This is a genomic window from Chromobacterium sp. FG89 (assembly GCF_057808735.1).
The window spans coordinates 152751-170427 of the sequence record NZ_JBMDIQ010000010.1 but is presented as its reverse complement, the minus strand read 5'-3'; the positions used below and the strand labels follow the sequence as shown (position 1 = coordinate 170427).

At 62.5% G+C, this 17677-nt stretch carries 15 protein-coding genes; 13 read left to right on the top strand and 2 right to left on the bottom strand.

Annotation, left to right across the window (positions count from 1 at the left end; genetic code table 11):
• The first annotated feature begins 459 nt into the window (after positions 1–459).
• From ACODRW_RS12265 to ACODRW_RS12240, 6 genes are all read left to right on the top strand, one after another.
• Entirely contained in the window at positions 460–810 is a 351-nt protein-coding gene (locus ACODRW_RS12265) for a hypothetical protein (protein WP_146176655.1), read from the top strand.
• 386 nt (positions 811–1196) lie between these two features.
• Positions 1197–1694 (top strand): fimbrial protein, encoded by a 498-nt coding sequence (locus ACODRW_RS12260; RefSeq protein ID WP_235088168.1) that lies wholly within the window; start codon positions 1197–1199, stop codon positions 1692–1694.
• Positions 1695–2005: 311 nt separating this feature from the next.
• Positions 2006–4429: a fimbria/pilus outer membrane usher protein gene (locus ACODRW_RS12255; RefSeq protein ID WP_227107850.1), complete on the top strand. Its 2424-nt coding sequence runs from the start codon at positions 2006–2008 to the stop codon at positions 4427–4429.
• 16 nt (positions 4430–4445) lie between these two features.
• On the top strand, positions 4446–5180 hold the full coding sequence (locus tag ACODRW_RS12250; RefSeq protein WP_488905848.1) for a fimbrial biogenesis chaperone: 735 nt from the start codon (positions 4446–4448) through the stop codon (positions 5178–5180).
• Positions 5181–5210: 30 nt separating this feature from the next.
• Positions 5211–6224: a fimbrial protein gene (locus tag ACODRW_RS12245; protein ID WP_082158901.1), complete on the top strand. Its 1014-nt coding sequence runs from the start codon at positions 5211–5213 to the stop codon at positions 6222–6224.
• Positions 6225–6290: 66 nt separating this feature from the next.
• A complete protein-coding gene (locus ACODRW_RS12240) occupies positions 6291–6818 on the top strand; it encodes a fimbrial protein (protein WP_081550751.1) in 528 nt (175 codons plus the stop codon).
• Between the two features lie 67 nt (positions 6819–6885).
• Here the strand turns inward: ACODRW_RS12240 and ACODRW_RS12235 are convergent, their stop codons facing one another.
• Positions 6886–7755: a serine hydrolase gene (locus tag ACODRW_RS12235; protein ID WP_107799674.1), complete on the bottom strand. Its 870-nt coding sequence runs from the start codon at positions 7753–7755 to the stop codon at positions 6886–6888.
• Between the two features lie 223 nt (positions 7756–7978).
• Here ACODRW_RS12235 and uvrB point away from each other — a divergent pair, with 223 nt between their 5' ends.
• Complete coding sequence (gene uvrB, locus ACODRW_RS12230) at positions 7979–9991, top strand: excinuclease ABC subunit UvrB (RefSeq protein ID WP_227108576.1); 2013 nt, start codon at positions 7979–7981, stop codon at positions 9989–9991.
• A 133-nt stretch (positions 9992–10124) separates the two neighbouring features.
• Here uvrB and ACODRW_RS12225 read toward each other — a convergent pair whose 3' ends face one another.
• Entirely contained in the window at positions 10125–11093 is a 969-nt protein-coding gene (locus tag ACODRW_RS12225; protein WP_488905847.1) for a bile acid:sodium symporter family protein, read from the bottom strand.
• Positions 11094–11188: 95 nt separating this feature from the next.
• On the opposite strand from ACODRW_RS12225, the gene ACODRW_RS12220 reads away from it, so the two are divergent.
• The 6 genes from ACODRW_RS12220 to ACODRW_RS12195 all read left to right on the top strand — a co-directional run bounded on the left by ACODRW_RS12220 (position 11189) and on the right by ACODRW_RS12195 (position 17671).
• Positions 11189–12112 carry a LysR family transcriptional regulator gene (locus ACODRW_RS12220; RefSeq protein ID WP_488905846.1) on the top strand — a complete coding sequence of 308 codons (924 nt, stop codon included), beginning with the start codon at positions 11189–11191 and terminating at the stop codon, positions 12110–12112.
• 184 nt (positions 12113–12296) lie between these two features.
• The gene (locus ACODRW_RS12215; RefSeq protein WP_253314449.1) at positions 12297–13514 is read left to right on the top strand and encodes an EAL domain-containing response regulator; all 1218 of its coding nucleotides are present in this window, start codon (positions 12297–12299) and stop codon (positions 13512–13514) included.
• 11 nt (positions 13515–13525) lie between these two features.
• A complete protein-coding gene (locus ACODRW_RS12210; RefSeq protein WP_107799669.1) occupies positions 13526–14035 on the top strand; it encodes a putative pterin-binding protein in 510 nt (169 codons plus the stop codon).
• A gap of 5 nt (positions 14036–14040) precedes the next feature.
• Complete coding sequence (locus tag ACODRW_RS12205) at positions 14041–16266, top strand: ATP-binding protein (protein ID WP_227108577.1); 2226 nt, start codon at positions 14041–14043, stop codon at positions 16264–16266.
• A 129-nt stretch (positions 16267–16395) separates the two neighbouring features.
• Entirely contained in the window at positions 16396–16893 is a 498-nt protein-coding gene (locus tag ACODRW_RS12200; RefSeq protein WP_488905845.1) for a low molecular weight protein-tyrosine-phosphatase, read from the top strand.
• 70 nt (positions 16894–16963) lie between these two features.
• Positions 16964–17671 carry a chemotaxis protein CheB gene (locus tag ACODRW_RS12195; protein ID WP_107799667.1) on the top strand — a complete coding sequence of 236 codons (708 nt, stop codon included), beginning with the start codon at positions 16964–16966 and terminating at the stop codon, positions 17669–17671.
• The last annotated feature ends 6 nt before the right edge of the window (positions 17672–17677 follow it).

Here is a 17677-nt window from a genome sequence, read left to right as displayed (position 1 = left end):
TGCTCATGCGCCACGCCAACATTCCTCTTTCTCAGCCGTTTTCGTCTTGTTTCGCCCTTGCTCGCGGGGCATAGAACAGATGCTTATCAGGTTTCATCCTCGCCGGCGCTCAGGCCGGCGGAGCCAAGGGACGGCTAGCCGTCCCTTTTTTGTCGCCGTCCGTCGGGCGGCCGGCCATGCCGGCCAAGGAGGGTGGGCGGCCGCGCTTAGTTTGTGCCATAACGATAGTCAGACGGCGTCATTTAGAGTTATTAAGCACTTTCTGCATAAACAAGCATTTATTAGTAAGAAACACTTATTTCTAAAACAAAATAATTTGTAATAAAAACTATCAAATAGCCCTTTCAATTTAAATGCCACTTGTACTAGAATGCAATTGAACTGGTTGAGCTTATAAAAAAAGCCGAAACCTAAAAGTGATTGCTTACTAATTGCGGGATTTGGAAAGGAAGGTCGAAAATGAAACGTCTGCACGCACTTGGACTGGCAGCCCTGCTTTCCGCTCTTTCTACCGCAGCAATGGCCCAAGGCGGCCAAGTCCATTTCTACGGCGCCATCGTTGAAGGCGGCTGCAGCGCCCAAACTCACGAAGTGGCTAGCGCCGACGCGGCCCGCGCCAAGCCGGCTCTCGAACTCAATCAATGCGCCAGCCCGGCCAAGCTGACGCTGGATAGCGAAGCCGCCGCCCAGCAAGGCAAGATCGCCAGCCTGAACGTGCGTAAAGGCGAGAACCAGTTCAGCAGCCGCGATTTGCTGCGGAGCGCCACCGCCCGGGCCGGCGCGGTGAACCTGGTGGTCAACTACTTCTGATTGCAGTCCAAATCTGCTCAATAAATCAGCAAAAAACCCATTCAGCATTGACTGAGTGGGTTTTCTTTATTTGAAGTGTTGTTTTATTGCAAATATCGCTCAATCCTTAACAAACCCCTGAAATAAAACAAATATTCAAGATTGATTCATCAAATCGTTTAAAGTCGACGAGGCGTGTTTTTGCATAGATTTTAAAGAAAAAATTTAATATGAAACAAAAAAATCTACGCAATGGTTCCGCTTGATACTATGCGTCTGCGTTCCAGTACTGCAGGTCAGCACTGGCGGATGGTCCGCGACGCGGCATGCGAGGCTGCTGTGCGGTTTGAGAATGATTACCCTAGTCGGAGTCAAGAATGAAAAAATTTGTATTTGCTGGTTCCCTGATGGCTGTTGCCGCTTCCTCCATTTTCGCCGCCGCCGGCACCCTGGATGTTAAGGGCGAAATCGTTACCGCAGCTTGCGGCCTGGATTCCAAGAGCGTGAACCTGGAAGTGGGTCTGGGCAAAGTGCCGACCCATGTGTTCAAGAAAGTGGGCGACCGTTCGGCTCCGACCCCGTTCCAAATGACCCTGACCGACTGCACCACCACCACGCTGAAGACCGTGGCTGTGATGTTCTCCGGCACCGCTGGCTCCAACAATGAACTGATGGCTCTGAAGAGCGGCGGCGCCAAAGGCGTGGGCGTTCGTCTGGTGAACACCAATAACGGCGACCAGATCAAGCTGAACCAGTACGGCACCGCCCTGAACCTGGTTGACGGCAACAACACCCTGAACTTCAGCGCTGCATACGAAGCCGACGGCGCCAAAGCCGGCGACGCCGTAACCGTGACCCCGGGTCAAGCGGATGCCTTCGCCGTATTCGATCTGCAGTACAAGTAATCCGCAGTTCGATTCAATAACGGAACCAAGCAAGGTTCCGGCTCCTGTTTCCTTGTGCCCTGAAGGTCTCATCGCTTAGGCGATGGTCTGGCCTGGTTTGTCCGCTGTCAGCAATGAGTAGTCTGCAAACCAGGGCATGAGGATAGTCATCTGCAAGCATTCCCCCAAGGCATACCCCTGCGCCTGACAAGCGGCGCGGCTTCGTCATTGCCTGACGGGACAGATTCAAGGCCGGCGCGCTTCGACGCGACGGCGTGTTTTGGGCCAGGCTGCCGCAGGCGGCGCGCACTTAAATCGGGATATCGGCAGGCATGAACAAGCATCGCATTTACATTGTGGCAGTGGCGCTGACGCTGGGCCCTTGCATTGCGCATGCGGTGGAGTTCAACGACGCCTTTTTGCAGCTGGACCCGAGCAGCAGCGTGAGCCTGGAGCAGTTCGAGCAGGCCGGTTATATCGTGCCCGGCCGCTATATCGCCGATGTGTATCTGAACCAGCGCTTTTTGCAGCAGCTGGAGCTGGATTTCCGCCCGGAAGGCGCGGATCAGACCGTGCGCCCGTGTTTGCCGCCGGATTTGATTCGCCAGCTGGGCCTGCGCTCCGGCATCGTCTGGCCGCAGAACGAGCAGTGCGTCGATTTGTCGGCGGTCAGCGCCGCAAAAGTACGCTACAGCAAGAGCAACGCGCGCCTGGACATCTCGGTGCCGCAGGCGGAACTGGCGTATCGCGATGAAGACTACGCGCCGCCGGAGACCTGGAACGACGGCGTGCCGGCCGCGATGCTGGATTACCGCGTATTCTATCAGCGCACCGACAACGGTCTTGGCGCCAGCAGCAGCAAGACAACCAGTTACGGCGTGGCCGGCGCCAACGCCGGCCCCTGGAGGCTGCGCTCCAATTACCAGTACGACGACAGCGCGACTAACCGCAGCCGTCTGAGCTGGAACAATACTCAGGTGTATCGCGATCTGCGTGGCATGCAGGCGCGTCTGACCCTGGGCGAAGTCTTCAAGACTTCCGAGATTTTCGATGCCTTCTCCATGCGCGGCGCCACGCTGAACAGCGACGACCGCATGATCCCGCAAAGCCTGCGCGGCTACGCGCCGCAGGTCAACGGCGTGGCCAAGACCAACGCCAAGGTGACCATCCGCAATCAAGGGCGGGTGCTGTACACCACCAATGTGCCGCCGGGCCCGTTTTCCATCCGCGATCTGAACAGCAGCACGCAAGGGCAGCTGGATGTGACCGTGGAGGAGGCGGACGGCAGCCAGCAGACCTTCACCGTCAATACCGCCTCGGTGCCCTTCCTGACGCGCAACGGCATGTGGCGTTACAAGGCGGCCATTGGCCAGGCGGATCAGAACGGCAGCGCGTCGCACCCGAACGTGGCCAGCGCCGAGGCGTCCTACGGCCTGACGCAGACCTTGTCGCTGTACAGCGGCTTCATCGCGTCCGCCGACTACCGTTCGCTGGCGATGGGCTTCGCCAAGGATCTCGGCAACTGGGGCGCTTTGTCCGCCGACGTGACCCAGGCCAACGCCCAATTGCGCGGCGGCCTGAATATGGCCGGCCGTTCTTACCGTTTCAACTACGCCAAGAAGTTTGAAAGCCTGGACGCGGACATCCGTCTGTTCGGCTACCGCTTCTCGGACCGCAACTTCCGTTCCTTCGGCCAATTCCTCAGCGATCTGGACGGCCAGAACTATATCAGCGACAAACAGCGGGTGGGCATGACCGCCAGCAAGACCTTTGGCCAGACCAATGTGTTTCTGTCGGCTGAAAAGTCCACTTATTGGAACGCCACCGCCACCCAGCGCGTGGATCTGTCGCTGAGCCGCGACGTCAATATCGGGTCCTTGCGCAACGTCAGCCTCAATCTGTCGGTGCAGAACCTGCGCGACCAGACCGGCAGCAGCAACCGCGTCTACCTGGGTTTGAGCATGCCGCTGGAGAACAACCGCCGCATCGGCTACGACGTGCAGGGCAGCGCCGGCAACACCAATCACACCGTCCGTTACTCGGACAGCAGCAACCCCAACCACAGCTACAACGTGGCGATGAGCGCGGACACCCGTTCCGGCAAGCCCTTGGTGTCCGGCGACTATCATTACACCGGCCGCGTCATGCAGGCCGACGTCTCGGCCAGCAAGCAGCAGGGCGGTTACAGCAGCCTGTCCGCGGGCTTGGGCAGCTCGCTGGTGCTGCACGCCGGGGGCCTGACCATGGGCAATAGCTACGGCGGCGAAACCCGCATGCTGGTGGACACCGACGGCGTGGCCGGCGTGCCGGTCTACGGCGTGTCGGCGCAGACCGACCGCAACGGCTACGCGATGCTGAGCAGCGTGGCGCCGTATTACAGCCAGGACGTGCGCCTGGACGACGACAATATGCCGGATTCGGTGGAGGCCAGTTCCGCGGTGCGCCGTGTGGTGTTGACCGAAGGCGCGGTGGGGCGCACCGAGTTCCCGGTCAAGGTCGGACGCAAGGCCTTGCTGACGGTGCGGCTGCCGGATGGCAAAATGCCGCCTTTGGGCGCCACCGTCAGCGACGTGGCCGGCAAGCGCGACGTCGGCATGGTGGGCGACGGCGGTCTGACCTTCGTCACCGGCTTGAGCCCGACGCCCAAGCTGGAAATCTCCTGGGGCAAGACGCGTTGCCGCGTGGACCCGCTGCCGGCCGATTACGAGCTGAGCCAGGGCAGTCGCGACATGGTGTGCGCGCCTCTCGCAGAATAAAGAATAAGGAATCGATATGAAAACGTTTCATCGCGCACTGGGGCTGGCGGGCGTGCTGGCCGCGCTGACCGCGCCGCTGGCGGCGCAGGCCAACATCCTGCTGGACCGCACCCGGATGATTTATCTGGAGCAGGACAAGAACGTCAGCATGGTGCTGAGCAACAAGAACCCGGAGCAACCTTATCTGGTTCAATCCTGGCTCAGCGACGGCGAGGGCAAGCGCCTGGCTTCCCCCTTCCTGGTGCTGCCGCCGCTGCAACGCATCGAGGCCGGCGAGAAGGGCGTGGTGCGCTTGAGCCGCATTCCCGACCCCAGCCTGCCGTCCGATCGGGAGTCGCTGTTTTATCTGAACGTGCAGGAAGTCCCGCCCAAGAGCGATAAGGACAATGTGCTGCAACTGGCGATCAAGTCGCGCATCAAGGTGTTCTACCGTCCCAAGGAAGCGCAATTGCCGCGTGGCGAAAACCCGGCCAACAAGCTGCAGCTGAGCTTCGACGCCGCCGCCGGCAAGCTGGTGTTCAAGAACCCCAGCCCCTATCACCTGACCCTGGTGGGCTTGGAACTGCCGGGCGACAAGAAGCCGCGCGATATGGACGGCCTGATGGTGCCGCCCAAGAGCGAGGCCCGTTTTGCGCTGAAGGCGCTGCCGGCCAGTCTGAAGCTGAGCAATATCAATGATTTCGGCGCTCAGGACACCTTTACCTTCGTTTGCGCGGACGGCCAGTGCCAGTACCGCGAAGACAAGAAATAATTCCGCAGGCGCACAGCGCAGGGAGAGCCCATGTTGAATCGTCGTTTGCCGCGTTTGCTATTGATGGCCGCGCTGGCCATGCTGCCGGCCTTGAGCCACGCTTTGGCGTGCAAGGAAGGGGGGCGCAATGGCAGCGTGATGATTACCGAGGACATAGGCTCCACGGTGGCGGTGCCCATCACCCTGCCAAGCGGCGAGATCATCTGGCACTCCTCGGTGCGCACGGTCAATGTCTCTTGCTACAAAGACCATAATGGCTTGCGGGAGGCGGAGGAGGTGTTCTTCTATCCTAACCCGCGCAAGGACAGTTCTCCGCAGGGGGTGCAGTTTGGCGTGATGTATAACGGGCGCCCCAATTTCGACCCCAATCTGCGGATTGCGACGGGTCAGGTCATTCCGAAGTGCCCGTCCAATATCGCATTGAATCAGTGCCCGACAACGGATTTTTCCTTGAGCTTCCAGGTGGTGATCGCCACCAAGACGCCGTATCCCGGCAATGGGAGCGTCGGCAAGTCGCAGTTTGAAGTCTTGCAGTTCGACGGGGTCGGCGGGATCAACGACATCAAGGGCAGCAATCTGGTTTACAAGGTGACCGGGCTGGACAAGATCCGTTTCATCCAGTGCGCGGTGAAGGTCAGCCTGAATCCGGCCAGCAATGCTTTGGACTTCGGCAAAATCGCCAAAACCGTCAAGGGGCTCAACCCGGCGGTGCCGCGCAGGGACTTTGCCCTGAAGCTTGAGAAAACCTGCGACGATCCGGTCAAGGTCAACGGCTATTTCCGCGGCATCAACGGCAAGGCGGATACCTATACCGCCACTTTGGTGAAAAAGAAGGACAACTCGGATAGCGGGCTTGGCTTGCAACTGTTTTACGGCGACGGACGCCAGCTGCGGCTGGAGCAGTCGGAGTTCCTGGCGGAGTTTTTCAAGGGCGACCGTCAGAAAACCGTGCCGATGTTCGCCACCATCGTCCCCACCAATATGGGCAAGGTGGAAGAAGGCCCGTTCCAGGGCACGGTCAATATCGATCTGGATTATATCTGAGCGGCTCGAGCCCTCTAGTATGAGGGCGGCGAGACGGCGAACTGAATTGGCGTAAGGAGTGGAGCAATGAAATTCAAGGCGATGGTGCTGGCTTTGGCGCTGGCGGCGCCGTTGGCGCAGGCGGCGGACGGCACCTTGAACGTTTTCGGCGAACTGGTGTTGAGCGCCTGCGGTCTGGATCCCAACTCGCAGAGCCTGGAAGTGGGCATGGGTCTGGTGTCCTCGCAGATGTTCCGCAAGATCGGCGACCGTTCCCGCCCGGTGTCCTTCGATATCCGGCTGACCGAGTGCTCCATCGACACCATGACCACGGTGGCGGTGCGTTTCAACGGAGAGGCCGACCGCGACAACGGCGAACTGATGGCGATCAACGGCAGCGCCGCCGGCGTGGGCATCCGCCTGATGGGACCGGGCGGCGGCGACATCGTGCTGGGTCAGTATTCGCCGCTGGTGGGCTTGACCAACGGCAGCAACACCCTGCGTTTCAACGCGATGTACGAATCCACCCGCGCGCCGGTGCCGCAAGGGCAGGAGGGCGGCATCAAGCCGGGTTCGGCCAACGGCCTGGCTCAGTTCGACTTGCGCTATATGTAAGCGCATGCATGAAAACGGCCCTTCCGCCATATGACGGAAGGGCCGTTTTCGTTTGGAGGCGGCGGACTCAGCCGGCCAGCCAGCTGCCGGGATGCGCCTCCAGCCAGGTTTTGATGCTCCTGGCGTCGTTGACGCGGGCGGCGCTGCCGCCGGCGGCCAGCAATACGATGATCAAGGGCTGGGAGCCCACGGTGGCCTGCAACACCATGCAGCGGCCGGCTTCCTGAATGTAGCCGGTTTTTTGCAGGGAAATCTCCCAGTCGCCTTCGCGCACCAGCGCGTTGCTGTTCTTGTATTGCAGCACGCGGCGGCTCACCGATTGAATCTGGTGCTTCTCCGTGGTGGTGAAGGCGCGGATCAGCGGATAGCCGTGCGCGGCGCGGACCATGCGCGCCAGGTCGGCGGCGGTGGAGGTGTTGCGCATGTCCAGGCCGGTGGCGTCGTAAAAGATGGTCTCGCTCATGCCCAGGCTGCGGGCCTTGCGGTTCATGCGTTCCACGAAGGTGGCGCTGCCGCCCGGCAAGGCGGTGCGGGCAAGCGTGGCGGCGGCGCGGTTTTCCGACGACATCAGCGCCAGCAGCAGCATTTCCTTGCGGCTGAGGGTGGTGCCCACCGCCAGGCGCGAGGAGGTGTTTTTCACCCGGTCTATCTCGGCGTCGGATACCGTCACCTCCTGATCCAGCGAGGCGCCGGAATCCAGCAGCACCATGGCCGTCATCAATTTGGTGATGGAGGCGATGGGCATGCGTTGGTGGATGTTCTTTTGGTACAAGGGTTCGCCGGTGATGCCGTTGAGCACCAAGACCGAATGCGAGTTCAGCCGCGGAACGGATAGGTCGGCCATCTGCGAGGCCACCATCACGCTGGACGGCGCACCTGCCAGCACCGGCATGGCTAACGCCGCGGATACCAGCAGGCTTGCAATTTTCTTGATCATGCTTCACTCCAGGGAGAGCGGATATTAACGAATCTCGGACCGAAAAATAGGCTCGCGGCGTTTGCGCCGCAAGCCGTGTTTTATGCTCGGTCTAACTGTATTTTAAACAATGTTTTGACTGTGTATAGCCTGAATCGCAGCTTTTTTATATGCAGGCGCATCGGGGGTGTGAAGCGGGGGCGAACCGCGTAGAATCAGGCTATCTCCTCCGATGTCTCGACCCATGCTGCGCACCTATCCCAACAGTCCGTTCAAACTGCATCAACCATTCGAACCGGCCGGCGATCAGCCCGGCGCCATTGTCCAATTGCTGGAAGGGCTGGGCGACGGCCTGTCCTACCAGACCTTGCTGGGGGTCACGGGTTCCGGCAAAACCTACACCATGGCCAACGTCATCGCCCAAAGCGGACGTCCGGCCATCATCATGGCGCACAACAAAACGCTGGCGGCGCAGCTCTACAGCGAGATGCGCGAGTTCTTTCCGGAAAACGCCGTCGAGTACTTCGTGTCCTACTACGACTACTATCAGCCGGAAGCCTATGTGCCCAGCCGCGATCTTTTCATCGAGAAAGATTCCAGCATCAACGAGCACATCGAGCAGATGCGCTTGTCGGCGACCAAGTCCATTCTGGAACGGCCGGACTGCATCATCGTCGCCACCGTCTCCGCCATTTACGGCATTGGCGACCCCTCCGACTACCATCAGATGATTCTGCATCTGAAGGAAGGGGAGACGCTGGCGCAGCGCGACATCATCAGCCGGCTGGCCACCATGCAGTACGATCGCAACGATATGGATTTCGGCCGCGGCACCTTCCGCGTGCGCGGCGATGTGATCGACATCTATCCGGCGGAAAGCAGCGACACCGCGCTGCGCGTCAGCATGTTCGACGACGAAGTGGAAACGCTGACCCTGTTCGATCCCCTGACCGGCACGACCAAGCAGCGGGTGGGGCGCTTCACGGTGTTTCCCTCCAGCCACTACGTGACGCCGCGCGACACCGTGCTGCGCGCCTGCGAGCACATCAAGGAAGAACTGCGCGCGCGCCTGGAGTGGTATCAGAAAGAGGGCAAGCTGGTGGAGGCCCAGCGCCTGGAGCAGCGCACCCGCTTTGACCTGGAAATGCTGTACGAGATGGGCTTTTGCAAAGGCATCGAAAACTATTCCCGGCACTTCTCCGGCCGGGGCCCCGGCGATCCGCCGCCGACGCTGATCGATTACCTGCCCAAGAACGCCTTGATGTTCATCGACGAATCCCATGTCACCGTGCCCCAGGTGGGCGCCATGTACAAGGGCGACGCCGCGCGCAAGGCCAATCTGGTGGAGTACGGCTTCCGCCTGCCGTCGGCCACCGACAACCGGCCGTTGAAATTCCACGAATTCGAATTGCTGATGCCGCAAACCGTGTTCGTATCCGCCACCCCGGCCAACTACGAGAAAGAACACGCCGGCCAGGTGGTGGAACAGGTGGTGCGTCCCACCGGCCTGGTGGACCCGGAGATGGAGGTGCGGCCGGTAGCCACCCAGGTGGACGATCTCTTGTCCGAAATCCGTCTGCGCATGGAACGCGGCGAACGGGTGCTGGTGACCACGCTGACCAAGCGCATGGCCGAGCAACTGGCCGACTACTATACCGAGCACGGCATCAAGGTGCGCTATCTGCACAGCGACATCGATACCGTGGAGCGGGTGGAAATCCTCCGAGATCTGCGCTTGGGCGTGTTCGACGTGCTGATCGGCATCAATCTGCTGCGCGAAGGCCTGGATATTCCGGAAGTCAGCCTGGTGGCCATCCTGGACGCGGACAAGGAAGGCTTCCTGCGTTCGGACCGTTCGCTGATCCAGACCATAGGCCGCGCCGCGCGCAACCTCAACGGCAGGGCCTTGCTCTACGCGGACCGCATCACCGATTCCATGAAGCGGGCGATGGACGAAACCGAGCGCCGCCGCGCCAAGCAGATGGCTTTCAACGCCGAGCACGGCATCGTGCCCAAGGGCGTGCAGAAGAAGATCAAGGACATCATCGACGGCGTTTACAGCGTGGAGGACGAACGCAAGAAGCTGGTGGACAAGGCCCGCGTGGCGATGTTGGACGAAAAGTCCCTGGCCAAGGAAATCAAGCGTCTGGAGAAGGAAATGATGGAGGCCGCGCGCAATCTGGAGTTCGAAAAGGCGGCCGGCCTGCGCGACCAGCTCAAGCATCTAAAAGAACAGGCCTGGATCAACGAGCTGTAAGAGCCTGTTCATAATCTGCTGCGCTGTGTGAAGCCTTGCACGACGAGTCGCGGGGCTTCCAGCTGACAGGCCCTGCCTTGTCCGGTCTTGTCCGCGAGACGCCCCGCTCGATTCCGAGCGGGGCGTCGTCTTTTCAGCGCGCGTCCTCCACGTGCCGGCGGCGGTAGCGCTGCGCCAAGGCCGCGCAGGCCATCAGCTGGATCTGGTGGAACAGCATCAGCGGCAGCACGATGGAACCCAGCGCCGGCGCGGCGAACAGCACCTTGGCCATGGGCACGCCGCTGGCCAGGCTTTTCTTGGAGCCGCAGAACACGATGGTGATCTGGTCCGCGCGAGAGAAGCCCAGCTTGCGGCTCAGCAAGAGGGTGATGGCCAGCAGCAGGCCCAGCAAGACCAGATTGACCAGCAGCAGCGCGGCCAGCGCCTGCGGCGGCGTTTGTCGCCATAGACCGCTGATCACCGCGGCGCTGAAGGCGGTATAGACCACCAGCAGAATGGAGCCCTGATCGACATAGCGCAGCAAGCCCTTGTTGCGGTCCACCCAACCGCCTATCCAGCGACGGGCGATCTGGCCGGCGATGAAGGGCAGCAGCAACTGCATCACGATGTCCAGCACCGGCCCCCAGTCCTGGCCGGCGCCGTGGTGCTTGACCACCAGCAGGCTGACCAGGAGCGGCGTGATGAAGATGCCCAGGATGTTGGAAGCGGTGGCGCTGCAAATGGCGGCCGGCACATTGCCTTGCGCCATGGAGGTGAAGGCGATGGACGATTGCACGGTGGAAGGCAGCATGCACAGATAGAGAACGCCGAGATAGAGTTCCGGCGTCAGCAGGGGCTGCAAGACGGGCCGCAAGGCCAGGCCGAGCGCGGGGAAGAGCAGGAAGGTGCAGCTCAGCACCACGAGGTGCAGCCGCCAATGCGCGGCGCCGGCCAGCACCGCCTCGCGCGACAATTTGGCGCCGTGCAGAAAGAACAACAGCGCAATCGCCAGATTGGTGACGAGGTTGAAGGCGGCGGCGACATCGCCGGAGCAGGGCAGCGCGGTGGCCAGCGCGACGGTGGCGAGCAGGGACAGCGTGAAGGCGTCGAGTAGTTTGGGCATGGGGCGATGCGGCGATGGCAAGGGATGCCGCTATTGAACCGCAGCTCAATTGAGAATACAAATGCATTTATCTGATCAATTGATGAGTAATTGATATGAATGTGACTTTGCGCCAACTGCGAGTGTTCCAGGCCGTGATCGAGCTGGGCGGCTTCAGCCGCGCCGGCGACGCGCTGGGCCTGACCCAGCCGGCGGTCAGCCGCGCGGTGCGGGAGCTGGAACAGGCTCTGGATCTGCGCTTGTTCGACCGCACCACGCGCGAGGTGGAGCCCACCGCCGCGGCTCGTCGTTTGCAGGGAAAGCTGACGCGGGTGCTGGAGGCGCTGCAGGACGCGCTGGGCGAAGCCCGGATGGAGGGCGCGCAGGCGCACGGCGTGGTGCGGGTCGCCAGCAGCCCCACCTTGTCGGCCAGCCTGATGCCTTTGTTGATCGCGCGGTGCCGGCAGCGCTATCCGCAGCTGAAGCTGGTGTTGCACGACCAGGTGCAGCGCCTGAACATAGACGCGGTCACGGGCGGACAGGTGGATTTCGGCCTGGTGGTGGAGCCCGACGCGGCAGCGGCGCTGGACAGCGAGCCCCTGCTGGAAGACGACTTCTGGCTGGTGTGCCGCAGCGACCACGCCTTGGCCGGCCAGGACGCGGCGCATTGGTCGCAACTGGACGGCCAGCCGCTGGTCTTGCTGGACCACAGCTCGGGCAGCCGCCGGCTGATAGACGACGTGCTGGCCCGGCACGGCCTGGCCTGCGAAGTGGCGCAGCAATTGGGGCACTCGCAGTCGGTGTTCCGCATGGTGGCGGCCGGCCTGGGCCTCAGCGTCGCGCCGGGACTGGCCATGCCGCCGCCCGCCGGCGGCGGCTTGAGCGTATTGCCCTTGCTGCCGGTGGAGAGGCGCCGCATCGTCTTGATCAAACGGCCCAACCGTTCCTTGTCGCCGCTGGCGCGGAAAGTGTGGCAGCTGGCGCTGGAAATGCGCGAGGAACTGGCCGCCGCGGCACGGCCGGCCGCCTGGGGCGGCTGAGCTCGCCGAGCCGCGCCGGCTGGAAAAGACGAAGGCGGCGGGCTATTTAGATACTACAGGGGCAAAAACGAGATCCGGACCGCCGCGCGGCCAAGCACAGCGCGGCGGGGCGCGGTCGCGGAAGCTCGCAGCCGGCGTCGATAGTGAAAACAGCCAGCACGAGATGGGCTAGATGGGGGAGACGATGCCGCAAATCTTGGTGGTTGACGACGAAGCCGTGTCCCGGCAATTCCTGACCGCGGTATTGCGGCAGCTGGGCATGGGCAAGATTTCCGAGGCGGTCGACGGCCTGGACGCGCTGATGCAGCTGGACGCCGGCGACCGGGCCTTTGATCTGATTTTTTGCGATCTGGACATGCCGCGCATGGACGGCGTCGAGTTCGTGCGTCATTTGGGCGAGAGGGCTTATTGCGGCAAATTGCTGATCACCAGCGGTTTCGACGAAAGAGTGCTGGACAGCGTGGCGGATCTGGCGCGAATGTACGCGCTGCGTTTGTGCGGCGTCTTGCCCAAGCCGGTGGATCCGGAGCAATTGCTGGCGATGCTGGCCGCGCCCGTCGCGCCCGGGGAGGCGGTGTGCCTGCCTTTGGAACGGATCAACAGCGAGGAACTGCGCCTGGGCATAGAGCGCGGCGAGGTGGTGCCGTTTTTTCAGCCGCAGGTGGATGTGGCCAGCGGCCGGGTGTTGAGCGTGGAAGTGCTGGCGCGCTGGCTGCATCCGCAGCTGGGCTTGCTCGGGCCGTTGCAGTTCATCGAACTGGCGGAACAAAGCGGCCTGATCACGCAGATGACCAAGCGTTTGTTCGCGGACGCGTCGCAAGCGCTCAAACGCCTGGACGGGCGGCAGCGTCTGGACATGTCGGTCAATCTTTCCATGCAATCCCTGAAGGACTCCAGCCTGGTGGCTGCTTTGGTCGCGATTGCGAACGAAGCCGATCTTGAGATGTCCCGGGTGACGTTCGAGGTCACGGAAAGCGGCGTGATGGCGGACCCGGCCTCGGCGCTGGAAATCATGACGCGCTTGCGTCTGAAAGGCGCCGGCCTGGCGATTGACGATTTCGGCACCGGCTTCGCCAGCATGGACCGGCTGGCGCGCATCCCGTTCACCGAATTGAAAATCGACAAGGGCTTCGTCATCGACGCCGCGAGCAACGCCACCAACCGCTCCATTTTCCTGGCCAGCGTGGAATTGGGCCGCCGGTTGGGCTTGAAAGTGGTGGCCGAGGGCGTGGCTTCCGAGGCCGAGTGGGGCTTGTGCCAGGCATTCGGCGTATCGGCGGCCCAAGGTTCCCTGATCTCCCCGCCGGTGGACGAGGCCTCCTTCGCCGAGTGGCTGGCGAATTGCGGCGGAGGCGTGCCGCAGTCGGCGCGGGATTGGGTATTCATTGCAGCGCACACCTAAGCGAGAAAACCATGAAACGACTTGGAATCCTGTTGTTGCTGCTCGGCCTGGCCGCCGCGGCGCCCTTAGCCGCGGCGGTCGACGCTTTGGCCAAGCCCGCCGGCAAGGCGGTGCTGGTGATCAGCGGCAACGTCGGCCAAAAAAACCAGGGCGACGTCGCCGCCTTCGACATGGCCATGCTGGCCAAACTGCCTCAGCGCAGTTTCAGCACCCACACGCCGTGGTACCCGGGCTTGACCCGCTTTTCGGGGCCCTTGCTGCGCGATGTGCTGGCCGCCGCCGGCGCCCACGGCAAACTGTTGAAAGCGGTGGCGCTGAACGACTACAAGACCGATATCCCCTTTGACGACGCCAGCCGCTTCGACGTGATCCTGGCGACTCAGATGAACGGCAAACCGATGCCGGTGCGGGAAAAAGGGCCCTTGTTCATCGTCTACCCCTACGATTCGCAAGAAGAGCTGCGTTCGGAGCTGTATTACAACCGTTCCGCCTGGCAACTCAAATCCCTGCAGGTGCATTGAGCGCGATGAAGACGCCGCAGCGAAGCTATTCCGCCTGGCGCAGCCTGATCTTGATCGGGGCGACGCTGGCCTGCGTGTTCGCCGGAGTGGCCTATATCCAGGTGCGGCAGGCGGACATGCTGAACACCGCGGCGCGCTACGAAGGCGACAATATCGTATGGGCCTACTTTCAGCTCGAAACCGAATCGATGCGGCTGCAGACGACGATAGAACATGTGCTGAACCATGAGCAGGACCGGGCCGAACTGCAGGAGCGCTACGACATCTTCGTTAGCCGCGTGGGCGTGGTCGACCACGGCCTGTATTCCAGCCTGCTGGACGGCACCCAGGAATACCAGCAGGCCCGGCCCAAACTGGACGCCTTCATCCGCAAGGCCGACGCCTATTTCGGCCGCCAATCGGGCGCGGAGCTGGAACTGGACGGCCTGCGGCGGCTGGACACCGAACTGGACTTGCTGAGCGGTCCGCTGCACGACCTGTCGCTGGTGGCCAACCAGCGCATGGCGGAACAGGTGGACGCGCGCAATAAAAGCATGCAGCAGCACATCGTGGTCAGCAATTGGCTGATGGCCTTCGAATGGGCGCTGATCCTGGGCTTCGCCACCATCGTGGTGCGGCAGCTGCGGCAACTGGAACGCCGGCGCCACGAACTGGAGGAACTGACCGACGTGCTGGAGCAGGCCCGGGTCCAGGCCGAGGCCGGCAGCATGGCGAAAAGCGTGTTTCTCGCCAATATGAGCCATGAAATCCGCACCCCGCTCAACGGCGTGCTGGGCATGCTCTCCTTGCTGGGGGATTGCAATCCCACGCCGGTGCAGGCCGATTACATCAAGACCGCCGAAGAATCCGCCCGCCACCTGATGGCCCTGTTGAACGACGTGCTGGACGCCAGCAAGCTGGAATCGGGCAAGCTCGATCTGCTGCCCACGGTGTGCAATCTGCGGCAACTGCTGCTGCAATGCGAAAGCCTGATGCGCGGACAAGCGGTGTCCAAAGGGCTGGCCATGCGCATGGCGCTGGATTTGAACGTGCCCGAATGGGTGTTGTGCGATCCCACCCGCTTGCGGCAGATCCTGCTCAATCTGCTCAGCAACGCGATCAAGTTCACCGAGATCGGCGCGGTGACCATACAGGCGGAGGCCGCGGAATCGGGCGCGGAAGCCGGCGCCGTGCTGCGGATCACGGTCCGGGATACCGGCATCGGCATGGACGACGCCACGCTGGCGCGCTTGTTCAAGCGTTTCTCCCAGGGCGACAGCTCCACCGTGCGTCAGTACGGCGGCAGCGGCCTGGGGCTGGAGATTTCCCAGAACCTGGCGCAGCTGATGGGTGGCGACATCACCGTGCACAGCGCGCTGGGCGCCGGCAGCGTCTTCGTGCTGTCGCTGCCTTTGCAGGCGATGAACGCGCCGGAGGGCCGGGCCAAGACGGGCTCGGAAGCGGACCCGGCGGGGCTGGAGCGTCAGCTGCGCGTCCTGGTGGTGGACGACAATCCGATCAATCGCAAATACATGCAGGCGATGCTGCAAAAGCAAGGGCATCTGGTCACCGTGATCCAGGACGGCGCGGAAGCCGTGGAGGCGGCCGCCCGGCAGCCCTTCGATTTGGTCTTGATGGACTTGCACATGCCGGCGATGGACGGCATCGAGGCGACCGGGCATTTGCGCGAGCGCGCGATGACGCCGGGGATGAAGATCGTCGCGTTGACGGCGGACGTCCTCGCGGAAACGCGGGACAAGGCTCTGGCCGGCGGCCTAGACGATTTCCTGGCCAAACCGCTGCATGTGACGGAGTTTCACGCCATGCTGGAGCGTCAGTTCGGCAATGGGCCGGCGCGGGAGCCGAACGCCGAGCCCACCTTGCTGCCGGCCTTGCTGGACGTGGCGATGATCGAAAAAATGACCGAAATGCTGACCCTGGAAAAATACCGGGAGCTGGTGGCGCAATTCTTCGCCGGCAAGGTGGGCCGGGTCGACGAACTGCTGGCCGCCGCGCTGGCAGGTCAGCGCGATCAGGTGCGGCGCCATTCGCACAATCTGAAGGGGGCCGCGCTGACCCTGGGCTTCAGCGCGCTGGGCGGATCCTGCGCCGGGCTGGAGCGCTTGGCGCTGGCGGCGGAGGAGGGCTTGGCCGACGAGGCGGAAAGAGTGGGCCTGCTGTTCGACTCGACGCGCAGCGCCTGCATCGCGGCCGGCTATCTGGCCGGCATGGATTTGCCGGCGCTGCGTTAGCCGCGGGGGCGGAGGGAAAATAGCCGGCGCCTTTCTCGCGGGCGCGTAGCCGGCGGCGGAAGTGATAAGATCGGGGCGAGTGGGTGCCTGAATCCCATACTGAATAAAAATAGAGAGCCGAAGCCGTCCATGAGCCAGAACGATTGCTTGTCCATTTTATTTGTTTGCATGGGAAACATCTGCCGGTCGCCAACGGCGGAAGGGGTGATGCGCGCCAAGCTGAAGCGCGCGGGCCTGGAGGCGCGGATTGAAGTGGAGTCGGCGGGCACGCACGGCTACCATGTCGGCGAAGCGCCGGACCGGCGCACCTGTCAGGCGGCGCTGCGTCGCGGCTACGACCTGTCCGATTTGCGGGCAAGACAGGTGGAGGCGCGCGATTTCGAGCGTTTCGACTGGATTTTGGCGGCCGACCGGCAAAATTTGGCTTTGTTAAATACCCAATGTCCGCCATCCTATCGGAGCAAGCTGCATTTGCTGCTGGAGCCGCTGTCCGGCGCCGCCCGCGACGTGCCCGATCCCTATTACGGCGGAGCAGGCGGTTTCGACACCGTGCTGGATCTGGTGGAGGCGGCTTGCGACGCCTGGCTGGCCCGCATCGCGGACGCCGAAACGGAGCCGGCGCCATGAAGCCGTTTGACGCGGCGGCGCCGCGCGCGCGGGCTGTTTTTACAATAACCAGAGAAAGCCAAGGACGCGTATGGGGCAGCTGACGAGGGGAAACGCGGCCAAGAAGCCGCTGGACGTAGTGCCCAGCCACAACGCCGACATTATCTTGCCCAAGCAGGCCGGCAAAGTGCCCTTGGCCAGCCAGGCGGTGATCGTCATCGGCTCTTCCACCGGCGGCACGGAGGCGCTGCGCACCTTGCTGACCGCGCTGCCGGTCTCGATGCCGCCCATCCTGATCACCCAGCATATGCCGGAGATGTTCACCCATTCCTTCGCCACGCGTCTGAACACCTTGTGCAAGCTGACGGTGAAGGAAGCCGAGGACAATGAACGGCTGCAAAACGGCACCGTCTACATTGCGCCCGGCCATTCCCATCTGCTGATCAAGCCGGCGCCCACCATAGGCTACGCCATCGGCCTGCACGCCGGGCCGCCGGTCAACCGGCATCGCCCGTCCGTGGACGTGCTGTTCCGCTCCGCCGCCAATCTGGTGGGCAAGAACTGCATCGGCGTGATCCTGACCGGCATGGGGCGGGACGGCGCCAGCGGCATGCTGGAGCTCAAGCAGGCCGGCGCCTGGAACATCGCCCAGGACGAAGCCAGCTGCGTGGTGTTCGGCATGCCCAAGGAGGCCATCGCCATGGGCGGCGCGCACGAAGTGCTGGCCTTGGAAAGCATCGCCACGCGTTTGTCGGTGCTGGCCACGCAAAAGCAACAACAAGCCGGCGGCTCGGCTTAACCCTCT